Genomic DNA, 21,959 nt, shown 5'->3' on the forward strand with positions numbered 1-21,959 from the left:
CAGTTCTCGCGTACGAGCGCTCGCCGCCCGCGGCGCATCGTTTCGCTCGAGGCGGCCCCTGGGCGGGCGCCGCGTCGTGGTCTCGTAGCATGGGGAGCTGAAGGGCCGCCCCCTACATCTGGGGCGAGCGGCTGGCGAGCTGTTCGGAGCTTGCAGACGCCTGCGCGCCCCGGGTAGCCTAGGGACCGTGCTCTTGACGTCAGGTGGTAGGACGCCGCGGTCGGCGCCAGGAAGCCGTGAGCGATGCTGAGCCGCGACCGAGCCATGCACATTCGAGGACTTGCTCTGGCCGCTGCGGCCCTGTGCGTCGCGCTGCCAGCGACGCTGCGCGCGCAGCTGAGGCCGGAGCCGGTCACCATCTCGGAGCCCGCCATCCAGGCGTTGCCGGAGGTCGAGGGGACCGGCCTCTGCGCCGCGTCGGCCCTCTCGAGTCGCAATGATGCGGAGAGCCACTTTTACGTGCCCGGCGTCGATCCCGAGGTCATCGACATGACCGAGCGCCTACCCTTCATCGAGAAGCTCAACGACTTCATCGATGACCGTAAGGAGACACGTCTCGAATACGTCATCCGGACCCTTCTGGATTTCAGCAACAACAACACGACCAATACCGATCCGAACAGCACCCCGCTGAGCTTCGGCGATTACACCGACGTGATGTCGCCCACCTGCAAGGAGGGCGGGTGCGACTTCCCGTGGAACAGCCACGGCACCGACCAGCCGTTCGGCTCCCGGCTCCGTGGCTTCCTGCGTGTCCCCGCGGAGCTCGAGGGCAGGCCGGTCCATATCGGCTTCTATGCTGATGACGCGGTCAGCCTCAGCTTCTTCGACAGAGTCACTGGCATGAAGCCGGTCATCGTCCGCCCGCCGTTCGTCGGTCTCCCGACGTATCGCGTCACGAACGCGGTCACCTTCGAGAAGGCGGGCCTGTACCCGTTCGAGGTCCTCTACGCGGAGCTCTGGGAGCACGCGGCGCTCGAGATGTCCTTCCTCGTCGGAGAGTTCGATGACTTCGAGCTCGGCGCGCGCGAGACGGGCAGCGTGAACCTCAAGGACGTCGGCTTCACCCTCTTCGAGCCCGCCCAGTTCTACCAGACGCTGAGCGGCTCGCCGTCGTTCCCCGACATCGATCAGTGCCAGCAGTGCAGCCGCGCCTTCGCCGGCCTCCCCGGCAACGCCCAGTGCGATACGGGCTACTACTGCAACGAGGCCGCCCTCTGCGCCCCGTGCGACACCGCGTACTACTGCGGGGAGACCTGCTCGCGCTGCGAGGGGGAAGCGCAGTTCTGCATCGACGTGAACGGCAACCGCCAGTGCGCCCAGTGCCGCACCCACGAGGACTGTGAACTCGGCGAGATCTGCGACCCCGAGACGCACGAGTGCAAGGAAGAGTACGAGTGCGACACCGACGAGGACTGCGAGCGCGGCAAGATCTGCGTCGAACGCACCTGCGTCGTGTGCGACACCGCCGACCGGTGCGCCGGCAACTCGTGCAACTGCTGTCCGAACGGCATCAACGGCACGCAGATGGACTGCGCGGCCGTCGAGCCGGGCGGCACCCCGATGTGCGTCGAGTGCCTCGAGGACGCGCAGTGCCCCGACGGCAAGCGGTGCCACACCCCCACGGGCCACTGCGTCGACGCCATCCCGGAGAACGCGCAGCCGAACTGCTGCGGCGAGGGCTGCGTCGACTGCATGCGCCCCGAGGACCCGAACGACCCGCAGACGCCCCCGGTGCCGTTCTGCCTGCCCGGGCCCGTCGGGACGGCGTGCGCCGCGTGCCGCAACGACATGGATTGCGCCGAGGGCCAGTACTGCCTGAGCGGCGAGTGCAAGGAGTGCGTGAAGGACCGGCGCTGCGGGCTGCGCTGCGACAGCTGCGGCGAGGACACGCCGTTCTGCCTCGGCCAGTTCGCCGAGAACGCGGTCTGCGTGCGCTGCACCTCGGACGAGCAGTGCGCCGGCACCACCTGCAACCCCGAGACGCACGAGTGCGACCCGGGGTGCATGGCGACGTGCGGAGAGGCCACCCCGTACTGCGACGGCGAGAAGTGCGTCGAGTGCTACGCCGACACCCAGTGTCCCTGCGGCAACACCTGCGACCTCGCGACGAACACGTGCGACATCTCCTGCAAGTCGAACGTGGACTGCCTCGGCAACGAGCACTGCCGCTGGACCGACGAGGCGGACGCCAAGGAGTGCGCCCTCGGCCCGATGCCGGACAACGTCGCGTGCGGCGGCACCCTCGCCGAGATCTGCAGCGTCTCGGTCGTCGGCCAGAAGGGCCCGAACCCCCGGGCCGCCGCGCTCCTCACGCTCGCGGCGCTGGCCCTGCTCGAACGCCAGCGCCGCCGGCGCAGCGGAGGTGCGTCGTGAGGAAGCGCTCGCTGTTTCTCCTCCCGCTCCTGGCCCTCTCCGCGCTGCTCGCAGCAAGCCCCGCGCTCGCCGAGGAGGGGCGCTTCGACGCCCAGGTCTTCCGCCCGGCGGCCGCGCCGCGCGACCTCGTGATGGTCCAGAAGTCCGAGGTCATCGGGGACCTCTCGCCGACCGTCGGCCTCTACAGCGATATCGCGGCCGATCCGCTCGTGCTCTTCCTCGCGGGCGACGACACGAAGCAGGCGGTCAACGCGATCACCGGGCGGCTCGAGCTCGCCCTGCTCGCGGGCATCGGCTTCTTCGACGTGTTCGACGTCACGATGACCATGCCGCTCATCCTCTTCCAGGAGGGCGGCAACCTCCGCCGGTTCGGCACCGAGGGGTCGGTCAAGAGCACCACCGTCGGCGATCTGCGCCTCTCCACGAAGATCTCGCTCCCGTACCTGAACCGGAAGGAGCAGGTGAAGGAGGGGTTCGGGATGGCGATCGCCGGCAACCTCAACTTCCCCACGGGAGATCAGAACGCGTTCGCCAGCGACGGCGCGCTGAGCGGCGGCGCGACGCTCATCGGCGACTACCGGTTCAACTTCGGGCTGCTCCTCGCCGCGAACGCCGGCATCTGGCTGCGGCCCGACAACCAGTTCGCGGGCGTGCGCGTCGGCGACATGGCGCAGTTCGGCGTGGCGGCCGAGCAGTACGTCGTGCAGCGCTGGGGCCTGTCGGTCATCGGCGAGGTGTACGGCTACCCGTCGCTCACGAGCTACCCCGACGATCCCGGGCAGATCCCGGCGGAGGCGCTCCTCGGGCTGCGCTGGCAGACCAAGCACGGCATCACGATCACGTTCGGCGGCAGCTTCGGCGCGGCGTGCGGCTTCGGCGCGCCCGCGATCCGCTTCTTCAACGTGATCACGTGGCAGCCGAAGACCTCGCAGGAGCAGGAGGAGATCAACCGCCTGCAGGAGCGCGACAACGATGATCCGGATCGCGACGGCCTCATCGGCGCCGCGGACCGCTGCCCCGACGTGCCCGGCAGCCCCGAGAACTTCGGGTGTCCGGACCTGGACACGGACGGCGACGGCTTCTTCGATCGCGACGACCAGTGCCCCGACAAGCCCGCCGGCCCGCACGGAAAGAACGGCTGCCCGCTCGCCTTCGTCAAGGGCGACGAGATCGTGATCACCGAGCAGGTCCACTTCGCGACCGACAGGGACATCATCCTCGAGGAGTCGAATCCGACGCTCGAGGCGGTCGCGCAGGTGCTGACCGACAACCCGGACATCCGCGAGGTGCGGATCGAGGGGCACACCGACGTGCGCGCGACCGACGTGTACAACATGGCGCTGTCCCAGCGTCGCGTGGCGAGCGTCATGGCGTACCTGATCGCGAAGGGCGTCGACCCCGCGCGGCTCCAGGCGGTCGGCTATGGGCACACGCAGCCGATCTATGACGACACGGGCTGCGTCGGGCCGGACGATCGGCTCTCGCCCGATTGCCAGTTCATGACGTCGAAGAACCGGCGCGTGGTCTTCCGCATCCTGCGCTACGGCAACGCGGCGCCGAAGCCGCTCACCGGCGCGCCCGAGGGGAGCGAGCAGATCCTGCCGTCGGGCGGGGTGCTGCCGCAGAAGACGCAGGGCACGCTGCCGACCCAGGGGACGCTGCCAGGGCAGGGGGTCCTCAAGCCGAACGTGCTGCCGAGCGGGGGGGCCCTCCTTCCGCCGGCCGGCGGCGTGCCCGGTGGCGCGGCGCCGCTGCCGAACCGGGGGGACGCGAGCGGGCTTCCGAGCGGGTCGAGCGTGCTGCCGAAATCCGGCAGCCCGGCGCCTTCCTCGTCGGCCCAGCCGCCTCCGCCCGCGCCGGGGCAACCGCAGCGGAAGGGGGCTGCGCCAGGGGGGGCTCGCTAGGGGGCTCGCGGTCGCGGGCCATCCGGGGCCCACCGAGCTGGCCTTCGTGAAGGAGGCTGTGCCGAGAGGACCGGCCCTCGGAGAGGCTGTTCGTCGCGCGGCGCGGGGGCCCCGCCGAACTCGCCTGAGACAATGCTCCCCCGGCTTCGCCGGAGGAGCATTGTATTTGGGGCTCAGACATCGGCCCTCCCCGCGCCGCGCGACGAACAGCCTCTCCGAGGGCCTACGGCTTCAAATGTTGGCCCTCGCGCGCCGCGACGAACAAGCCTCTCCGAGGGGGGCAATATCAGCCTTTCCTGCGCGACGAACAGCCTCTCCGAGGGCCCAGGGCTTCAATACTGGCCTTTCCTGCGCGACGACATCCTCTCCGAGGCTCACGGCCTCAGAAACGATCGCTGTGCGAGGTGAGGAGTGGGGGAGCTCGAGAGATGCTACAGCAGCACGGACGACGGAGAGCCGTTTGAGGCCCTCCGTGCCTCCAGGGGGCGGAACCCCTGCGCCTACTTCTTCGGCGAGGGCTTGACGGGGGCGGCCGGGGTCGGGGGCTTGGCCGACGAGGGCGGGGTGGCCGACGAGGGCGGGGCGGCCGACGAGGGCGGGGTGGGCGATGACGGCTTGGCCGAGGTGGCCGCGCCCGGCGACGACGGCTTCGCCCCGGGCTTGCCAGGCTTGCCCGGAGCGGCCGGCGCCGCAGGGGCGTCCTCGTACGGCTCGTCGGACGCAGGCGCAGGCTGATCCGCAGGAGGCGCCTCGGGCTCGGGGGGCGGCGCCGACTCGGCAGGCTTGTTCGCCGGATGCAGCGTCAGCGGCTTCGCCTCCCCATCCGTGCGGCGGACCCAGATCACCGCCGTCCCGCTCGCGACGCTCGCATAGCGGCCGTCCTCGGTGCGGATCTCCTCGTTCACCGCCTCGATGACCGCATCCCCGCCCACCGCGCACGCAGCCTTGCGCAGCGACTCGAGGCGCTCCGCCTCCGTCCGGGCCTCGGGATCGCTCGCGATGGGCTGAAGGCGATGGTACTCGCGATCGGGCAGCTGGCCCGCCGGCACGACGTACATGTCGCTGCAGAATTCACCCGAAGGCGTGCGTTTGTCTCGGAAGGCGGTGCTGCAAGCGGAGATCAGCGCGGCACCCAGTGCCGCCGAGAGGAGGAGGCGCTGCATGCTGACTTCTTACCAGCGATGCGACGGATGATGCAAACACCGCGCGCGACGGACGGCGCTGATCCGCAAGGCAGGCGTCCTCCGGCAGGTGGACCACCACCTCCCTGTCAGCCGGATGCGCGCCATGTTCCGATCCCGTGAACCCCTGGCTATGCTCGAGGGCCATGCGCCCGCTCGACCGACTCCCCCGTCTCGCCGCCCTCGGCGCGGCGCTCACCGCCGCGTGCGGCGCATCCCAGCCGCCGCCACCCGCGGCGCGGGACGTCGCCGCCCCCGCCGAGGCGAGCGCCCCGAGCGCGGCCGCGTGCCTCGCCGCCGCCAGCGCGAAGCGGGAGGCCCGCGCCGGGGAGCCCGCGCGCATCGGCGTGAAGCACGTCCTCGTCCGCCACGCCGGCGCCGAGCGCGCCGAGGGCGCGACGCGCACGCGCGAGGAGGCGTGCCTGCGCGCGATGGAGGCGCGCGACAAGATCCGCGGCGGCGCCGATTTCGGGGAGGTGGTCGCGGCGTACAGCGAAGAGGCGGGCGCGACGTCGCGCGGCGGCTCCCTCGGCACGATCGAGCGCGCCGACGTCCTGCCGCCGTTCGCCGACGCGGCGTTCGAGCTCGACATCCATCAGCTCAGCGACGTCGTCGAGACTCGCTATGGATTCCACGTGATCTTCAGGACGGAATAGCGCTCACGATCCCGCCGACAGCAGCGCTCGTGTCGGAGCGCTCTTTGGAAGACCTCCACCCCGCGCGAGGGTTGCGTTCTCGGCGGAGGCGCAGCATGAAGCACCCATGCGCCCCCACCAGCTCTTCGCTGCCTTCGCCGTGATGATCGCCTCGCCAGCGTTGCTGGTCGCGGCCTGCAAGTCCAGCGACGATCCCGAGGAGGTCGCCCCCGCGCCGGGCGACGTCACCGCCCAGGCCGCGACGGCGCCGCTGCCCGCGGCGACCGGGACCGTGCCGCCCGCGACGCCGACCCCGGCGGCGCCCCCCGCGACCGCGAAGGCGACCCCGGCGCAGCCCGCCGCGGCAAGCACCAAGGCGGACGCAGGCGCGGGCGCGACCCCGGACGCCGGCGCGACCGATGCCGGCGCCACGACCACACCAGACGCGGGCGCGATCGCCGGCAAGCTCGCGGCGTGCGCCGCCAAGTGTCAGTCGGTCCTCCAGACCTGCCTCACGCCGAAGTTCCCCGCGGATGGCGGCCTGCCGAAGCTCGACGATCCGACGGCATGCCAGAAGTCCTTCGACACGTGCCGCACGGCCTGCGCGATGTAGCGCCGCCCGCCAGAGGTCGATGCATGGGTGGCGCGTGGCGCGCAGATCCGCGCGCCCCGAGCCCCCGCGCCGTCCGCGGCTACCTCTGCTGGGCGCCGGCGGTCGCGCCCGGCAGCGTCACGCGGAAGAGCGCGCCGCCGGTCGCCGCGTTCGTCACGACGATGTCGCCGCTCATCGCCTCGACGAGGTGCTTCGCGATCGACAGGCCGAGCCCGGTCCCTCCCGACGCGCGGGAGCGCCCCGGATCGACCCGGTAGAACCGCTCGAAGACGCGGCCCTGGTGCACCGGCGGGATGCCCGGGCCGTTGTCCTCGACCTCCAGGACGACGCGCCCGTTCGCGGCCCTCGCGCGCACGACGACGCGCGAGCCGTCCGGCGTGTGGTGGATCGCGTTGTCGACGAGGTTGGTCAGGATCTGGTCGAGCGCGCGCGCGTCCGCCGCGACGAGCGTGCCCGGCGCGACGTCGACCTTCACCTCGGTCCGCTTGTCCCGCGCGCGCTCGCGCAGGAGCGCCACCGCCGCCTCGGCCTGCGCCGCGAGGTCGATCGCGCCCTGCGACAGCGGCCGCTCGCGGCCGTCGATGCGCGACAGGTCGAGCAGATCGTTCACGAGCCGGTGCAGCCGGGCCGCGTTGCGCTCGATCACCTCGACGAAATCGCGCGCCGCCTCCGGGTCGTCCAGCGCGCCGCCGAGCAGCGTCTCGCTGCTCGCCCGGATCGACGCGACCGGCGTCCGGAGCTCGTGCGACGCGTTCGCGATGAAGTTGCGCTGCAGCCCCTCGATGCGCCGCAGCTCGGTCACGTCGAAGAAGACGGCGACGACCCCCGCCGCGCCGCGGCTCTGCGGCGGCAGCGCGAGCGGCGCCGCGTTCACGACGAGGATCCGGCGCCCCGGGGGCCCCGCCGCGCCCGGCGCCGCGGGCGCGATCTCGATCTCGCGCGTCGCCGCCGCGCGCGCGAGCGCGACCTCCTCGATGAGCTCGTGCAGGCTCGCGGAGCGGAGCACCTCGATGGGCGGGCGCCCGACCGCGTCCCCGCGGATGCCGAGCAGCTGCGAGAGCGCCGGGTTCACCAGCGCGATGTCGCCCTCCTCGTCGATGACGAGCACGCCCTCGCGCATCGACTCGAGCACCGCGCCGAAGCGCTCGCCCTCGCCCCCGAGCTCGCGCCGCGAGTGCTCCAGGCTCTCGGCGAGGTCGTCCAGCGCGCTGCCGAGCGCGGCGATCTCGTCGCGCCCCTGGACGCGCGCGCGCCGGCTCAGGTCGCCGCGCATCTCGCGCGCGACGCCGGTCAGGTACATGAGCCGCCCGGAGAGCGCGCGCGACCCGAGGAGCGCCGCGCTCACGGCGAGCGCGAGGGCGAGCAGCGTGCCCTGCACGACGCGCGCGCGGGCGGTGGACAGGCTGCGATCGATCGCGATCGGCTCGAACGCGAGCCGCACGACCCACGGCCCTTCCGGCCGATCGAGCCGCCGCGCGGCGTAGAGCATCCGCATCTGCGTCGTCTTGCTCACGCGCTCGCTGCGCCCGGCGCCGTGGTGCCGCGCGTCGGCGACCTCGTCGCGCGTCGCGTGCGCCTCGAGCTCCCCGAGCCGCTCCGGCGCGACCGACGAGTCGCCCCGCACCACGCCGCTCGGATCGATGAGCGTGACGCGCGCGCCCGCGCGCTCCGACAGCGCCGCCGCGAGCGCGGTCGCCTCGGCCGCGAGGTCGCCCGCCCTCGCGACCGTGGCGGCGACGAGCTCCGTGCGCACGGCGAGCTCGGCCTCCGTCTGCTCCCCGAGCTCGGCCCCGAGCGTCTTCATGACGTAGCCGTCGAACACCACCGCCGCGAGGACCGCGATCCCCACGGTGAACGCGATTAGCTTGCTTCGGATACCCATGTCACCCGCGCGCCGAGCTCCGGCCGCGCGCGGCCGGAGCGAAGGTGACAATGCTACATGGTTCTGTCTGCCTCGTGAGGACTCGTTGACGTGATGCGGGGAGACGGCTAAACGCCGGACCCCATGGGACTTACCCGTGATGCGGTCTTCTTCGACGCGCTGGCGAACCACGCGCAACGGAGCGTCGCCGCGAGCGAGCTCCTCCTGGAGATGCTCGACCGGCTCGACGACGCGCCGGCGTTCGCGAAGAAGATCTCCGACCTCGAGGACGAGGCCGACAACATCGCCCACGAGTGCCTGGCGGCGCTCCACCAGACCTGGATCACCCCCCTCGACCGCGAGGAGATCCACGCCCTGATCACCCGGCTCGACGACGTGCTCGACTGCATCGAGGCGGCGAGCGTGCGGCTCGTGCTCTTCGAGATCGACGGCGCCCTGCCGGAGGCGCGGCTGCTCGCGCAGGCGGTGGTCGACTCGTGCACCGTCATGAGCACGGCCGTCCAGTCGCTCCGGGACCTGAAGCGGCAGCCGAACCTCCTCGAGCTCTGCGTCGAGATCAACAAGCTGGAGAACACGGCGGACGGCCACTACCGCACCGCCCTGGCGGCGCTCTTCAGGAAGGGGAACGACCCGCTCCTCGTGATGAAGTGGCGCGACATCTATGACCTTCTTGAGAACGCGACGGACCGCTGCGAGGACGTCGCGAACATCATCGAAGGCATCGTGCTCGAGCACGCATGACCACCTACATCATCGTCATCGTCGCGATCGCGCTGGTGTTTGACTACATCAACGGCTTTCACGACGCCGCGAACTCGATCGCGACCATCGTCTCGACGCGCGTGCTGTCGCCGCGCAGCGCGGTGCTCTGGGCGGCGGTCTTCAACTTCATCGCGTTCGCGCTGTTCGAGCCCACGGTCGCGCGCAACATCGCGAAGGGCGTCGAGCCGGCGTTCATCACCCCGAACGTCATCCTTGGCAGCCTCCTCGGCGCGATCCTCTGGAACCTGCTCACCTGGTGGTGGGGGCTGCCGTCGTCGTCGTCGCACGCGCTGATGGGCGGCTTCGCGGGGGCCGCGGTGAGGAGCGCTGGGCGGCTCTCCGTGCTCGACGCGACGGTCTTCGGCAAGACAGCGGCGTTCATCATCGTGTCGCCCCTGCTCGGCGCCATCATCGGCTTCTCGCTCATGCACGCGATCAAGCTGCTCGCGCAGGGCTGGACCCCGGGGAAGGTGGGCTCTCGGTTCCGCCGGCTGCAGCTGCTCTCCGCCGCGGCCTACTCGCTCGGGCACGGCGGCAACGACGCCCAGAAGACGATGGGCATCATCACGGCGCTCCTCATCTCCGCGGGCTTCCAGGACGGCGGCCACGACCCGAAGCCGATGCTCTGGGTCGTGCTCGTCTGCCACGCGGCGATGGGCCTCGGCACGCTCTCCGGCGGCTGGCGCATCGTGAAGACGATGGGCATGAAGATCACGAAGCTCAAGCCGGTGGGCGGCTTCGCGGCCGAGACCGCCGGCGCGGCGACGCTGTTCAGCGCCACGGCGCTCGGCATCCCCGTGAGCACCACCCACACGATCACGGGCGCCATCGTCGGCGTCGGCGGCGCGAGCGGCCGCCTGTCCACCGTCCGCTGGGGCGTCGCCGGCCGCATCGTCTGGGCCTGGATCTTCACGATCCCCGCCTCCGCCATCCTCTCCGCGATCATCTACACCGTCGCGAGCGCCATCAGCGGCAGGCCCTGACCGCGCGGCTCCGCCGCGCGATCACCCGGGGGCAGCGCCGCCGGCGCGCGACCGAGCGCGGCGTCCGCGCCCGCGCGCGCCGCGAGGGGCTTACGGTGCGCGCGGCGGCTCCCCATAGCGCGCCGCATGCGGGTGCTCGTGACGGGGGCGGCCGGGGCGCAGGGCGGGGCGATCGCGCGGTCTCTGCTCGCCCGCGGCCACCGCGTGCGCGCCCTCGTCTGCAGGTCCGACCCCGCCGCGGCGCGCCTCGTCGATCTCGGGGCCGAGGTCGCCCAGGGCAGCTTCGACGAGCCGCTCTCGATCGCGCGCGCGGCGGCCGGCGTCGACGCGGTCTTCGCCATGGGCGCGCCGATCGAGCGCGGCGCCGAAGCCGAGGTGCGACAGGGGCTCGCAGCCGCCGAGGCGGTCAAGGCCGCCGGCGGGGCGCACCTCGTCTACGCGTCGGTCGCGGGCGCCGACCGGGGCACGGGCGTCCCGCACCTCGAGGGCAAGGCGACCGTCGAGCGGTACATCGCCGCGCTCGGCGTGCCGTGCACGATCCTCGGGCCGGTCTACCTCATGGAAAACCTGCTCTCGCCCGCGTCGCTCTTCGCCCTCCGGCGCGGCGTGTACGCCGTCCCGCTCCCCGAGGATTGCCCGCTCCAGCAGCTCGCGACGGACGACATGGCGCGGTTCGCGGCGCTCGTGATCGAGCGCCGGCGCGACTTCCTCGGGCGCCGGATCGAGCTCGCCTCCGACGAGCTCACGGGCGCCGAGACGACGGCGGCGCTCTCCCGCGTGGCCGGCCGCGAGATCCGCTACGCCGAGGTGCCGATCGGCGAGGTGCGCGCCCGCAGCGAGGACCTCGCCGCCCTGTTCCGCTGGCTCGCGCGCGGCGGCCCCGGCGTCGACCTCACGGCGCTCCACGCCGCCAGCCCGGAGGTCGGGTGGCGGCGGTTCGAGGGCTGGGCGCGCGAGCACCTCGCGGGCGCGCTCACCCGCGCGGTCGCGTGAGCCGGCGCCTCAGCCGGCCGGCGAGGGCGCGCGGCTCGGCCGGTGCGGCGCGAGGCTGATGAAATGGTCGAGGATCCAGGTCTTGAAGCGCGCCAGATCGAGCCGGTCGAGCAGCGGCAGGAAGGCGCGCTCGACGCCGTCCTCGCGCCGTATGGAGGCGAAATCCAGCACGCCGACGTCGTTCGCGGCGAGCACGTACGGCATCACCTCGGTCTTGCCCTCGTCGAAGGCCGACAGGAGCAGCGACGCCTTGAGGAACGCGGCCGAGACGTCGAGGAAGGCGGGGCGGATCCCGCGGATGTACCGGCTGAACGGCTCGGCGATGACGCGCTTGTCGGGCGTGTCGCGGAGCCCCGCGCCCTCGAGCTGCTGCTTCAGGAACACGCTCGCCGACACGCCGGGGTGCTCCTTGCGGCGGCGCTCGGCCTCGTAGCCCTCGGCGACGATGACGAGCGCGTAGTCGGCGCGCCCGAGGCCCTCGGCGAGCTCGCTCAGCACGTCCTGGGGGAAGCGGAAGAAGGGGAGCACGATGAGGTGCGCCCGGGCCGCCACCGCGCAGTGCAGCGCGTGCCGCCCGCTGCGGTTGCCCATCATCTCGAGGATGTAGATGCGCTTGTGCGTGTAGGCGTCCTCGTAGAGCCCGCGCGCGATGTTGGCGCCCGTCTCCACGCCCGAGAGGAAGCCGATCGCGCGGTCGCCCTCCAGGTCGTTGTCGATGGATACGTTGACGAAGCCGGATTGCGGGCGCACCTCGAACTCGTCGAGCCACGCCTTGATGCCCTCGAACGTGCCGTTGCCGCCGACGCAGATGAGGTGCGTGAACCCCTGCTCCTTGAACGTCACGGCGGCCTGCTTGCGCCGCTCGCGATCGAGGAAGCCGGTGTAGCGCTCGCTCCGGAAATCGCTGCCGGCGTCGAGCACGCGCCGGCCCATCGAGCGCGCCGGGATGCCCTGCGCGAGCAGGGAGTAGCGCTGGCGGCGGCTCATGATGAGGCGCTCGAACTGGGGCTGGGCGCGCGCGTCCGCGGTCAGGGAGCGGAAGCCCTCGGTCGCGGCCCACACCTCGAAGCCTCGTCGCGCCGCCTCCTCGGTCAGCGCGACAGCGACCGAGGAGTAGCCGGGGGCATTGCCGCCGTCGAAGACGAGCAGCAGGCGCTTGTCCGATGCCGGGAGGGTGTCGGGACGTCCGAACTCGACGATGCTGGTCATGGCGCCGGCCTTCTACCACGCGACGCCGAGGTTGGCCGAGCGATTGTCACGCGTTCGATGCGGTCGCCCGACGACGCCCGGCGTTGGGCGACCGTGCCGCGCGGCGTTGGGTGATGGGGCCGCGTCGCGCGGCGTCGAGCGACCGTCGCGCGGCCCCGGGGCGCTGGACGAGGGCGCCGCGTCGCGCGGCGCCGACCGGAGGCGACGCGGCGACGCGGCGGCGATCAGCCCGTGTTCCGCATACCCGCGGCGATGCCGTTCAGCGTGAGCAGGAGCGACCGATCGCGCCCGGAGTCGCCGCCGCGGCTCGCCCGCAGGAGCTCGACTTGCAAGAATGAAAGGGGGTCGACGTAGGGGTTGCGCAGCGAGATGGACCGCTGGAGCGTCGGGTTGCCCTCGAGCAGCCGCCGGTTGCCGGTGAGCCGCTTGAGCCACGACCGCGTCAGCCGGTACTCCGCGATGATCCGCGGCGCGACCGCCTTGCGCGCGGCGGACGGGGCGAGCTCGGCGTACCCCGCGAAGATCGTCATGTCGGCCTTCGCGAGCACCATCTCCACGTTGTCGATGACCGCCCGGAAGAACGGCCACGACGCCATCATCTCCTTCAGCAGCTCCGCGCCCTCGGGCCGCTGGCCCATCGCCTCGAGGCCGCTGCCGACGCCGTACCATCCGGGGAGGATGGCCCGGTTCTGCGTCCACGCGAAGACCCACGGGATCGCGCGCAGCGACTCCAGGCCGCCCGCGCGCCGCTTGCTCGGGCGCGAGCCGAGCGGCAGGCGCGCGATCTCGTCGATCGGGGTCACCGCCGTGAAGAACTCCACGAACCTGGGCTCCTCCCAGACGAGCTGTCGGTAGACGCGCCGCCCCGTCTCTGCGAGCTCATCGAACGCCGCGGAGTAGCGCAGCTCGGAGGCGGCCGGCGGCCGCGGCTGCGCGCCCAGCGTGTGGAGGATGACCCCGCTCAGCATGAGCTCCAGCGTGCGCATCGCGAGCTCGGGGCGGGCGTACTTGTGGTCGAGCGCCTCGCCCTGCTCCGTCGCCTTGTAGCGGCCGCCGACGCTGCCGGCCGGCAGCGCGAGCAGCGCCTGGTGCGCCGGGCCGCCGCCGCGCGCCACCGACTCGCCGCGGCCGTGGAAGACGCGGAGCGGCAGCTCCGCCTCCGCGGCGATCTTCGGCAGCGTCTCCTGCACGCGCCGGAGCGCCGCGCTCGCCGCGAGCAGGCCGACCTCCTTGCCCGAGTCGCTGTAGCCGATCATCACCTCCTGCACGCCGCGGGCGAGGACGTGCGGGCGGTACTCCGGGTGCGCGAGCAGCGCGCGCAGGATCCTCGCGCTGTCGTTCAGCGCGCCGAGCGTCTCGAACAGCGGGACCACGTCGAGGCGCGCGCACGACCGCGCCTCGTCCCACAGCCCGGCGGCCCTGGCGCACGCGAGCGCGGCGAGGATGTCGTTCTCGCTCTGCGTCATCGACAGCACGAGCGTGCGGCACGACGACTCGCCGCTGTCGCGCTGCGCGGCGGCGATGCGCTGGAGCGCCTCGAACACGCGGCGCGCCTCGGGCGACATCTGCGCCGGCTCGACGCGGCCCTCGGCGAGCGCGGTCGCCGCGGCGCGCGCGTCCTCGGCCGGGGCGCGCATCTCGAGCTCCGCGAGCGCGAAGCCGAGCGCGCGCACCCGCATGAGCAGGGCGCGGGCGCGCCGCTCGCCCGCGCGCGCGCAGCCCGCGGCGCGGAGGCTGTCGGCGACGAGCGCGAGGTCGCGCTCGAGCTCCGACGGCTCGCGGTAGGGGACCGCGAGCGTCGGCTCCTCGGGGCGCACGAAGGCGCGCCCCTCGAGCGCGGGCCCCTGCCCGGAGCGCGCGCGGGCCTCCGCGCGGCCGTGCTCGGCGTGCTCGAGCGTGGCGGTGAGGCGCGCCTCGATGAAGCGCAGCTTGCGGCGCCACGGCTCGCCCTCGGTGCGCGGGCCGAAGTGCGCGGCCACCTCGGGCATCGCGGCGGCGTCTTCCTCGATCGAGGCGATGAACCAGGGCGGCGGCGTGACGTGCCGGAGCGACTGCGAGAGCGCGCCGCCGAGCTCGCGCGCCGCCCGGACGAGCCGGCGCAGGCCCCGGATGCGGTAGGCGAAGAGCGCGTCCTCGAGGACGGCGGGCAGGACGAGCGGGTTGCCGTCCATGTCGGCGCCGACCCACGAGTGGATGCGGAGCGGCACGATCTCGGCGTCGAGCGGCTCGCCGTACGCGGCCTCGAACGCGCGCCCGAGCGCGGCGGGGAGCTCGGGGAGCAGGTCCCAGAGGATCTCCTCGATGTACCAGGCGACGTTCTTCACCTCGTCGCCGACGGTGGGCCGATCGCGCCGCACCTCGTCGGTCTGCCAGACCGCGGTGATCTCCTCGCGGATCTCGGCGAGCTTGCTCGCCGACTCGTCCGGCGTGAGGTGACAGCGGTCGCGCTCCTCGAGGTTCTTCGCGATGCGGTAGAGCTTCTCGAGGACGGTGCGCCGCGCGGCCTCGGTCGGGTGCGCGGTGAGGGTGAGGGTGACGTCGAGCGACCGGAGCGCGGCGCGCACGCGCTCCGCGGGCACGCCGGCGTCCTTGAGCGTGCGCATCGCGGCCTCGAGCGAGCCGCGCTGCGGGCGCGCGCCGGGGTCCCTCGCGTAGGCGCGCGCGCGGCGGATGCGGTGGTGCTGCTCCGCGAGGTTGACCAGCCGGAAGTAGACCGTGAACGCGCGGATGACAGGCTCGATGCGGTCGTGTGGCAAGGTCGCGAGCAGCTTGCTGAGCTCCGCGGACGCGTGCGCGCGCCCCTCGCTGGGGCCGCGACGGCGGCGGATGGCGAGCGTGCGGATGCGCTCCTCCAGAGCGAAGAGCTCTTCACCCTCCTGCTCGATCAGAACTTCACCGAGCAAGCGGCCAAGCAGGCGAACTTCTTTGCGAAGAGGTCGATCGACCTCACGGCGACGCGGCGGCATGACGGCGAGCCTAGCGCGACGCGGCGTGAAACGGACCACCGAGTGTGGCCCGGGCGGACGGTCGGGACGCACCCCGGGGCAGGGGACGCCCCTGGGCGCCCCTGAAGAGCAGCCCGGACGCCCGGCGCCGGGGGGAAGCGGGCGGCCGAGGCTACGGCAGAGCCCGCCGGGGCGGCGCAGCGCTCACCGGAGCCTCTGGCCTCTTGACTGGAGCGAGGTGGTCGCGGGTGGTTGGCAGGACCGCGTCCCCGGGGCCCTTTCGAAGCTCCGTCGAGGTCGTGTACCCTCGGGCGGATGGCCGATGACGTCTTCGGGATCGTCGGCACGACCCAGGGGGCGTTCAAGGTGGAGCGGGTCGTCGCCGAAGGAGGGTTCGGCGTCGTGTACCGGGCGCACCACGAGGCCTTCCGGGCGCCTGTCGCGCTCAAGTGCCTCAAGGTCCCGGGGACGCTGCCCGAGCAGCTGCGCGCGCAGTTCCTCGACAAGTTCCGCGAGGAGGCGGAGCTCCTGTTCCGCCTCTCGGCCGCGATCCCGGCCGTCGTCCGGCCGCTGCACCACGACGTGATCTCGACCGCGACCGGCGTCTTCGTGCCGTTCATCGCGCTGGAGTGGCTCGAGGGCGGCACGCTCGCGAGCCACATCGCCGCCCGCGCGGCGCAGCGGCTGCCGCCGCTCTCGCCGGGCGAGGTGATCCGGCTGCTCACCCCGGTGGCGCGCGCGCTCGAGGCGGCGCACCACTTCCCCGGGCCGGGCGGCCCCATGTGCGTGGTGCACCGCGATCTCAAGCCGGCGAACATCTTCCTCGCGCAGATCCACGGCGCCGAGGTCGTGAAGATCCTCGATTTCGGGATCGCCCGCGCCCGCGACGCCGCGACGGTCATGGCCGGGCAGACCGCCACCACGTCGGGCGGCCTCGCGACGGCGTTCACGCCAGCGTACGGCGCGCCCGAGCAGTGGGCGCCGAAGCGCTTCGGCAAGACCGGCCCCTGGACCGACGTCTGGGGGCTCGCCGTCACCGTGGTCGAGGCGCTCGCCGGCCGCGAGATCATCGCCGGCGATCACGTCGCGATGATGGGCACGGTGCTCGACGAGAAGCGCCGCCCCACGCCGCGGAGCGAGGGCGTGCTCGTGCCCGACGCGCTGGAGGGCGTCTTCCGGCGAGCGCTCGCGGTGGACCCGCGCGATCGCTACCGCGACGTCGGGGCGCTCTGGGACGAGGTCGAGCAGGCGCTCGGCCTGCCGCGGAGCGCGCCGCCGATCGCGCTGCCCGGCCGGAGCCACGCGCCGCCGGCGGCCCGCTCCCGTACCTCGGTCGCGCCCGCGGCGCCGCGGGCCACGCGCGCGCTGGGCCTCGCGGGCGCAGGCCTGACCGCGCCCGCGGCGCTCGCGGACATGGCGACGCAGGAGATCGACCTGCCCGAGCGCGGCGTCGGCCGCCTCCCGCCGCACAGCCTGCCCACCGAGCCCGTCGTGCCGCTCGCGCTCGACTGGTCCCCCCCGGCGCCCGCGCTCGGCGCGCGGCCGTCCCGCATGCCGCCCCCGCTGATGGACCGCGCGCCCGCGCGCCACAGCCTGAGCACGGCGGAGCTCATGGAGATGTTCGCCTTGCCGGTGCGGCTCGCCGGCGCGGGCGTCGTCATCACGCTGCTCGATCTCGGGGCCGCGTCGCTGCTCTTCGACGGCCAGCGCCTCGGCGTGGGCCCGGTCCGGGTCCTTCACGTCGCGGTGGCCCTCGTCGTCCTCGGGATCGGGATCGCCGTGTTCCGGCTGTTCACGTCGGATCGCTAGCGCGGCGCATGGCGGCGAGATCGCAGGACCTCGGCGACGCGCGGTGGGACGACGTGCGCATCTTCCTCGCCGTCCACCGGCACGGGAGCCTGGGCCAGGCTGGCGCGCGGCTCGGCCTCGACACGTCGACGGTGAGCCGCCGCCTGACGGCGCTCGAGACAGCGCTCGGCGCGCGCCTCTTCGACCGGACGCGCGACGGGCTCGTCCCCACGCGCATCGCCGAGCTCGTGCTGCCGGCGGCCGAGGCGATGGAGGCGGCGCACCGGCGCCTCGCGCGCGACGCGTCGGGCGCGGAGGCGGAAGCGGAGGGCGTCGTCCGTCTGAGCGTCGCCCCGGGGGAGGCGGACGTGTTCGTCGCGCCCGCGCTCGTGCGCCTCCGCGCGCGCCACCCGAGGATCCGGATCGAGCTGGACGCGTCCGCGCGCGTGGTCGATCTCACCCGCCACGAGGCGGACATCGCCCTCCGCTCGGTCCGGCCGGAGGGCGCCGACCTCGTCGTGACGAAGCTCGCGTCGGCGCGCTGGGTCGCCGCGGGTTCGAGGCAGCTCGTGAAGGACGCCGGGCGCGTGGCGTCGTGGGAGGCCGTGCCGTGGATCGCCTGGGACCGCGACCTCGCCAGCTTCCCGGCGTCGCGCTGGCTCGCGCGCCATGCGCCCGGAGCGGACATCGCGCTGCGCACGAGCTTCTTCCTGTCGCAGCTCACCGCGGCGGAGACCGGGCTCGGCGCGCTGCTGGTCCCCGAGCCGTACATGCACGGGCGCGCGCTCGCGCCGCTGCGGTTCGCGGGCGCGCTCGAGGCGAGCGCGGCGGAGTGGCCGGTCGACGATCTCTGGCTGGTCGGGCACCGCGCGCTGCGCGACGTCCCCCGCGTGTCCGCGGTGTGGACCTTCCTGATCGAGGAGCTCAGGCCGCCGCCGTGAGCCGGCCCGCCGCGCGCCGCGAGGCGCTAGGCGCGAGGCGGACCTACGGCTCCCTGCGCACGCCGGTCGAGCCGTAGCCGCCCGCGCCGCGCGCTGTCGGCGCGAGCTCGGGGACGAGGACCACGTCGGCGAGGGCGACAGGGCAGATCACGAGCTGCGCGATCCGGTCGCCCCGGCGCACGGTGAACGGCTCGGCGCCGAGGTTGATCAAGACGACCTTGATCTCCCCGCGGTAGTCCGGGTCGATCGTGCCCGGGGTGTTGAGCACGGTGACGCCATGGTGGAGCGCGAGCCCCGAGCGGGGTCGCACCTGCCCCTCGTGGCCGTCGGGCAGGGCGACGGCGTAGCCCGTGGGCAGGAGCTTCCGCTCCCCGGGCGCGAGCGTCACCGGCGCGTCGACGGCGGCGCAGAGGTCGAGCCCGACGGCTCCCTCGGACTGGTAGGCGGGCGGCGGGACCTCGATCGGCCCCACGCGAAGGAACGGCACCTGGATGCGCACGCGCCGAGCGTAGTCCCGCGCGTCCGAGATCTCGCAGGGATTTCGGACGCGCGGAGCCTGCCCGTCACGGTCGCGGCAGCACCGCCTCGAGCTCCGCGCCCCGGAGCGCCTCGAGCGCCGAGTCCGACCACGCCCGCGCCCGATCCGAGAAGCCGGCCTCCACCGCGCGCCGGAGCAGCTCGATGGCCCGGTCCCGGTTCCCGTCCTTGGCGCTCGCGCGCGCGGCGCCGTAGGCGTCCTCGCTCAGGCCCGCGCGGCGGAAGATCGCCTCGTAGAGCCGCGCCGACCAGTCGAACGCGCCGCGCTCGAACGCGATCTCCGCCATCCTGCGCGCGTCGTCCTCCGAGAGCTGCTCCACGATGTCGAGCGCGACCGCCGCCGCCCGCGCGACCTCGCCCTGCTCGACGAGCACGCGGATCAGCGGGCCCGCGACCTCCTTCCGGTCGTCGCCGGCCTCGCGGGCGGCCTCGAGCACCTTGCGCGCCTGCTTCAGCTCCCCGAGCGCGAGGTGCACCGCGCCGGCCAGCGCCGGGTCCGGGTCGCCGTGCTTGCGCGCCTGCGCGATCGACTCTCCCGCGCGCTTCGTGTCGCCGAGGAGCAGGTGCGACCACCCGATGAGCTCGTGCGCCTCGCGGAGCGCGCGCTTCGGCGGCGCCGGGGACTGCGCGAGCACCTCGTCCGCGAGGGCCATCGCCTCGCTCGTCCGCTCGTCCTCGACCGCCCGTCGCGCCCGCTGGAGCAGGGCCGCCGTCTCGGGCGGCACCGGCTCCTCGTGGAGCGCGGCGCGCCGGCGGTTCATGGCGGGCGACGGCGCCTCGGGCTCGCTGCGGAACCGCTGCAGGCTCTGGAACGCGGACATGACGAGGATGAACGAGAAGAAGAAGAACCCCGCGCGCAGGAAGAAGATGGCGAGGAGCACGGCGGCCACGCCCGAGATCGCCGCCGTCAGCCGGGCCCGCCGGGGGCCGAGCGCGTGCTCCAGGACGTGACCGCCGTCGAACGGGAGCACCGGGATCAGGTTGAGGACGCCCCACGCCACGTTGACCTGGATGAGCATCTGCATCCCGCTGAGCACCATCGGCGGGAGGGCGTCGAGGGCCGGGACGTAACGGAGCAGGAGGTGCAGGATGCCGGCGACGAAGAAGCCGGCGAAGGGGCCGGCCAGGCTGATCAGCACGTGCTGGAGCCGCCCGAGCGGCAGGAGCGACCGCCACGTCGTGGTTCCCCCCATGAAGTGCAGCGTGATCTCCGGCTCGATCCGGTGGCGCTTGATGGCGAGCGCGTGGCCGAACTCGTGCATCAGGACCGACAGGAAGACCACGAGGATCCACACGACGAACAGCTGGTACTGTTCCCTGGCCACGATCCCGTACCCGAGCAGCGCGGCGGAGAGCCAGAACCCGAGCTGGACGTCGACCGAGACTCCAAACAGACGGAAGCTCATGCGCATTTCATAAGGCCTGCGGGCCGTCTGCTCAATGATTGCCGTGCGGACGCTGCCTGCCCTAGAGTGCGCCGCGCGACCTTCCGGCCGGCCGCGTGCGCCCCTGGCGCCTGCGGCGGCGGGCCTGGCGCCATCGGCGGAGCGAGCATGGGCAGGGAGATCCGGGTCAGGAGATGGGCGCTCGCCGGGCTGGCGGTGGCGGGCATGGCGTGCGGCGGCAGCGGCGGCGCGCCGGCGCCCGGGCCGCGCGTCGCGCCGGCGACCGCGGCGCCGCCGATTGGAGCCGAGCCGCCGGCCGCCGGTCCTCCGGGGTCCGCCGCCTCGACTGCGCCGTCCGAGGCTGCCGCCGCGGCGCGCGGACGCGACGACGACCGCGCGCCGCCGGCGTTCACGGTGCCGCCCAACACGGCGGTCCTCCACGTCGGCGACTCGTTCGCGCTGGCCGGCTTCGCGCAGGCGCTCCGCCCGCGGATGCAGGCGCTCCGCGTGCGCTATGCGGTGAAGGCGGAGACCAGCTCGTACACGGTCACGTGGGCGTCCAGGATGGAGCTCCTCGTCGCGAACTACCAGCCGGACCTCGTGATCATCAGCCTCGGCGCGAACGAGGTCGAGAACGTCAACCCCCCGGCCCACGCCGGCGCGGTCCGGCGCATCATCAAGGCGATCGGCGGCCGCCCGTGCGTGTGGGTCTCCCCACCGCTCTGGCGCAAGGACACCGGGATCATCGACGTGATCCGGACGAACTCGGCGCCGTGCCGCTTCTTCGACTCCGACGCGCTCGTCCCGGGCCCGCTCCCGCGGCAGAAGGACAAGATCCACCCGAACGAGGAGGGGGGCGCGCGCTGGGCCGACGCCTTCTGGAGCTGGCTCACGGCGGAGCACCTCCCCCCCGGCGAGGGCGGGGACGACCTCGCGGCGAAGCGGAGCCCCTGGGCGCTCAGAGCTCCCCCGCCGGAGGAGCACCGCTCCCGCGCCGAGGCCGCGGAGGGCGCGCTCCAGCTCGGGGGGCCGGTGTCGGCGGGGGGAGCGGAGCGGTTCTGACCTCGTCAGCCTAGGGCGTCGGCGAGGTCGCCACCCCGGCGCCCTTGTGGACCAGCCCCGGGTCGTGGCCGAGGGCGCCGGCGATCGCCGCGCGCACATCCCGCATGAGGCGGCTGCGGCCGCCGGCCCCGTAGGGCGCCGGATCGATCGGCGGCATGATCGTGACCACCACCCGGTGGTGCTGCTGCACCACGAAATCCTTCGCCCGCAGCACGCGGCGCGTCCCGTCGATCGCGACCGGGAGGATCGGCGTGTTGGTCTCGATCGCCATCCGGAAGCCGCCGCTCTTGAACGGCAGGAGCGCGCCGGTCTTGCTGCGCGTGCCCTCCGGGGCGATCCAGACCCGGGTGCCGTCCTGGAGCATGGAGGCGCCGACCTGCAGGCTCGCGCTGGCCTGGACATGGTTGCCCCGGTTGATCCGGATGAACCCGGCCGCCTTCATCGCCTGGCCGAAGATCGGCACGTGGAACAGCTCCTTCTTGGCGATCATCCGGAGCCGACCAGGGATGGCGCGGAACACAACGGGGATATCGAAGAGGCTCTGGTGGTTCGACATCACCACGAACGGCCGCGTGCCAGCGGCGTGCTCGCGCCCGCGCACCACGAGATCCACGTCCGCGTCCTCGAGGACCTTGCGCGCCCACCAGTCCAGCCGCTCGTCACAGCGCTCGAGCGTCACGCGCCCCCGCACTGCGTCCACCACGGTCGGAACGCAGATCCGCGCGGTGTCGAAGATTCCCATGAACGTCGTCTGAAGGCTCAT

The 21,959-nt window shown here is 73.3% G+C and carries 17 protein-coding genes; 10 read left to right on the forward strand and 7 right to left on the reverse strand.

The genetic code is table 11. The features are described from left to right. Positions 1-264: 264 nt before the first annotated feature. On the forward strand, positions 265-2,376 hold the full coding sequence (traA, locus tag WME85_RS20940) for an outer membrane exchange protein TraA family protein (RefSeq protein ID WP_437840471.1): 2,112 nt from the start codon (positions 265-267) through the stop codon (positions 2,374-2,376). Beyond that, positions 2,373-4,280: an OmpA family protein gene (locus WME85_RS20945; protein ID WP_437840472.1), complete on the forward strand. Its 1,908-nt coding sequence runs from the start codon at positions 2,373-2,375 to the stop codon at positions 4,278-4,280. Before traA ends, WME85_RS20945 begins: the two co-directional genes overlap by 4 nt. Before the next feature lie 500 nt (positions 4,281-4,780). Here WME85_RS20945 and WME85_RS20950 read toward each other — a convergent pair whose 3' ends face one another. Next, complete coding sequence (locus tag WME85_RS20950) at positions 4,781-5,443, reverse strand: hypothetical protein (RefSeq protein ID WP_437840473.1); 663 nt, start codon at positions 5,441-5,443, stop codon at positions 4,781-4,783. A 164-nt stretch (positions 5,444-5,607) separates the two neighbouring features. Between WME85_RS20950 and WME85_RS20955 the strand changes: the two genes are divergently transcribed. Together WME85_RS20955 and WME85_RS20960 are read left to right on the forward strand one after the other, a co-directional pair. Beyond that, positions 5,608-6,117, forward strand: coding sequence for a peptidylprolyl isomerase (locus tag WME85_RS20955; RefSeq protein ID WP_437840474.1), 510 nt, complete (start codon positions 5,608-5,610; stop codon positions 6,115-6,117). A 106-nt stretch (positions 6,118-6,223) separates the two neighbouring features. Next, a complete protein-coding gene (locus WME85_RS20960; RefSeq protein WP_437840475.1) occupies positions 6,224-6,709 on the forward strand; it encodes a hypothetical protein in 486 nt (161 codons plus the stop codon). Between the two features lie 79 nt (positions 6,710-6,788). Here the strand turns inward: WME85_RS20960 and WME85_RS20965 are convergent, their stop codons facing one another. Next, positions 6,789-8,591, reverse strand: coding sequence for a HAMP domain-containing sensor histidine kinase (locus WME85_RS20965; protein WP_437840476.1), 1,803 nt, complete (start codon positions 8,589-8,591; stop codon positions 6,789-6,791). Between the two features lie 123 nt (positions 8,592-8,714). Between WME85_RS20965 and WME85_RS20970 the strand changes: the two genes are divergently transcribed. The 3 genes from WME85_RS20970 (at position 8,715) to WME85_RS20980 (ending at position 11,329) form a co-directional block, all read left to right on the forward strand. Next, entirely contained in the window at positions 8,715-9,332 is a 618-nt protein-coding gene (locus WME85_RS20970; RefSeq protein ID WP_437311203.1) for a DUF47 domain-containing protein, read from the forward strand. Beyond that, entirely contained in the window at positions 9,329-10,336 is a 1,008-nt protein-coding gene (locus WME85_RS20975; protein ID WP_436618302.1) for an anion permease, read from the forward strand. Before WME85_RS20970 ends, WME85_RS20975 begins: the two co-directional genes overlap by 4 nt. Before the next feature lie 126 nt (positions 10,337-10,462). Continuing rightward, entirely contained in the window at positions 10,463-11,329 is an 867-nt protein-coding gene (locus WME85_RS20980; protein ID WP_437840477.1) for an NmrA family NAD(P)-binding protein, read from the forward strand. 9 nt (positions 11,330-11,338) lie between these two features. Here WME85_RS20980 and WME85_RS20985 read toward each other — a convergent pair whose 3' ends face one another. Next, complete coding sequence (locus WME85_RS20985) at positions 11,339-12,538, reverse strand: 6-phosphofructokinase (RefSeq protein WP_437311206.1); 1,200 nt, start codon at positions 12,536-12,538, stop codon at positions 11,339-11,341. A 224-nt stretch (positions 12,539-12,762) separates the two neighbouring features. Continuing rightward, complete coding sequence (locus tag WME85_RS20990; RefSeq protein ID WP_437840478.1) at positions 12,763-15,504, reverse strand: phosphoenolpyruvate carboxylase; 2,742 nt, start codon at positions 15,502-15,504, stop codon at positions 12,763-12,765. A 294-nt stretch (positions 15,505-15,798) separates the two neighbouring features. Between WME85_RS20990 and WME85_RS20995 the strand changes: the two genes are divergently transcribed. After that, positions 15,799-17,292, forward strand: coding sequence for a serine/threonine-protein kinase (locus WME85_RS20995; protein WP_437840479.1), 1,494 nt, complete (start codon positions 15,799-15,801; stop codon positions 17,290-17,292). Positions 17,293-17,300: 8 nt separating this feature from the next. Beyond that, on the forward strand, positions 17,301-18,212 hold the full coding sequence (locus tag WME85_RS21000; RefSeq protein WP_437840480.1) for a LysR family transcriptional regulator: 912 nt from the start codon (positions 17,301-17,303) through the stop codon (positions 18,210-18,212). A 43-nt stretch (positions 18,213-18,255) separates the two neighbouring features. On the opposite strand, the gene dut is transcribed toward WME85_RS21000, so the two are convergent. Then, positions 18,256-18,711, reverse strand: a complete 456-nt coding sequence (gene dut, locus WME85_RS21005; protein ID WP_436618307.1) for a dUTP diphosphatase — start codon at positions 18,709-18,711, stop codon at positions 18,256-18,258. Between the two features lie 64 nt (positions 18,712-18,775). Next, a complete protein-coding gene (locus WME85_RS21010; protein ID WP_437840481.1) occupies positions 18,776-20,155 on the reverse strand; it encodes a site-2 protease family protein in 1,380 nt (459 codons plus the stop codon). Positions 20,156-20,302: 147 nt separating this feature from the next. On the opposite strand from WME85_RS21010, the gene WME85_RS21015 reads away from it, so the two are divergent. Beyond that, positions 20,303-21,196, forward strand: a complete 894-nt coding sequence (locus tag WME85_RS21015) for an SGNH/GDSL hydrolase family protein (RefSeq protein ID WP_437840482.1) — start codon at positions 20,303-20,305, stop codon at positions 21,194-21,196. Between the two features lie 10 nt (positions 21,197-21,206). On the opposite strand, the gene WME85_RS21020 is transcribed toward WME85_RS21015, so the two are convergent. Beyond that, on the reverse strand, positions 21,207-21,959 hold the full coding sequence (locus tag WME85_RS21020; protein WP_437840483.1) for a lysophospholipid acyltransferase family protein: 753 nt from the start codon (positions 21,957-21,959) through the stop codon (positions 21,207-21,209).

This window comes from Sorangium sp. So ce1153, from assembly GCF_051521595.1.
In the GTDB taxonomy this organism is placed as follows: domain Bacteria; phylum Myxococcota_A; class Polyangia; order Polyangiales; family Polyangiaceae; genus Sorangium.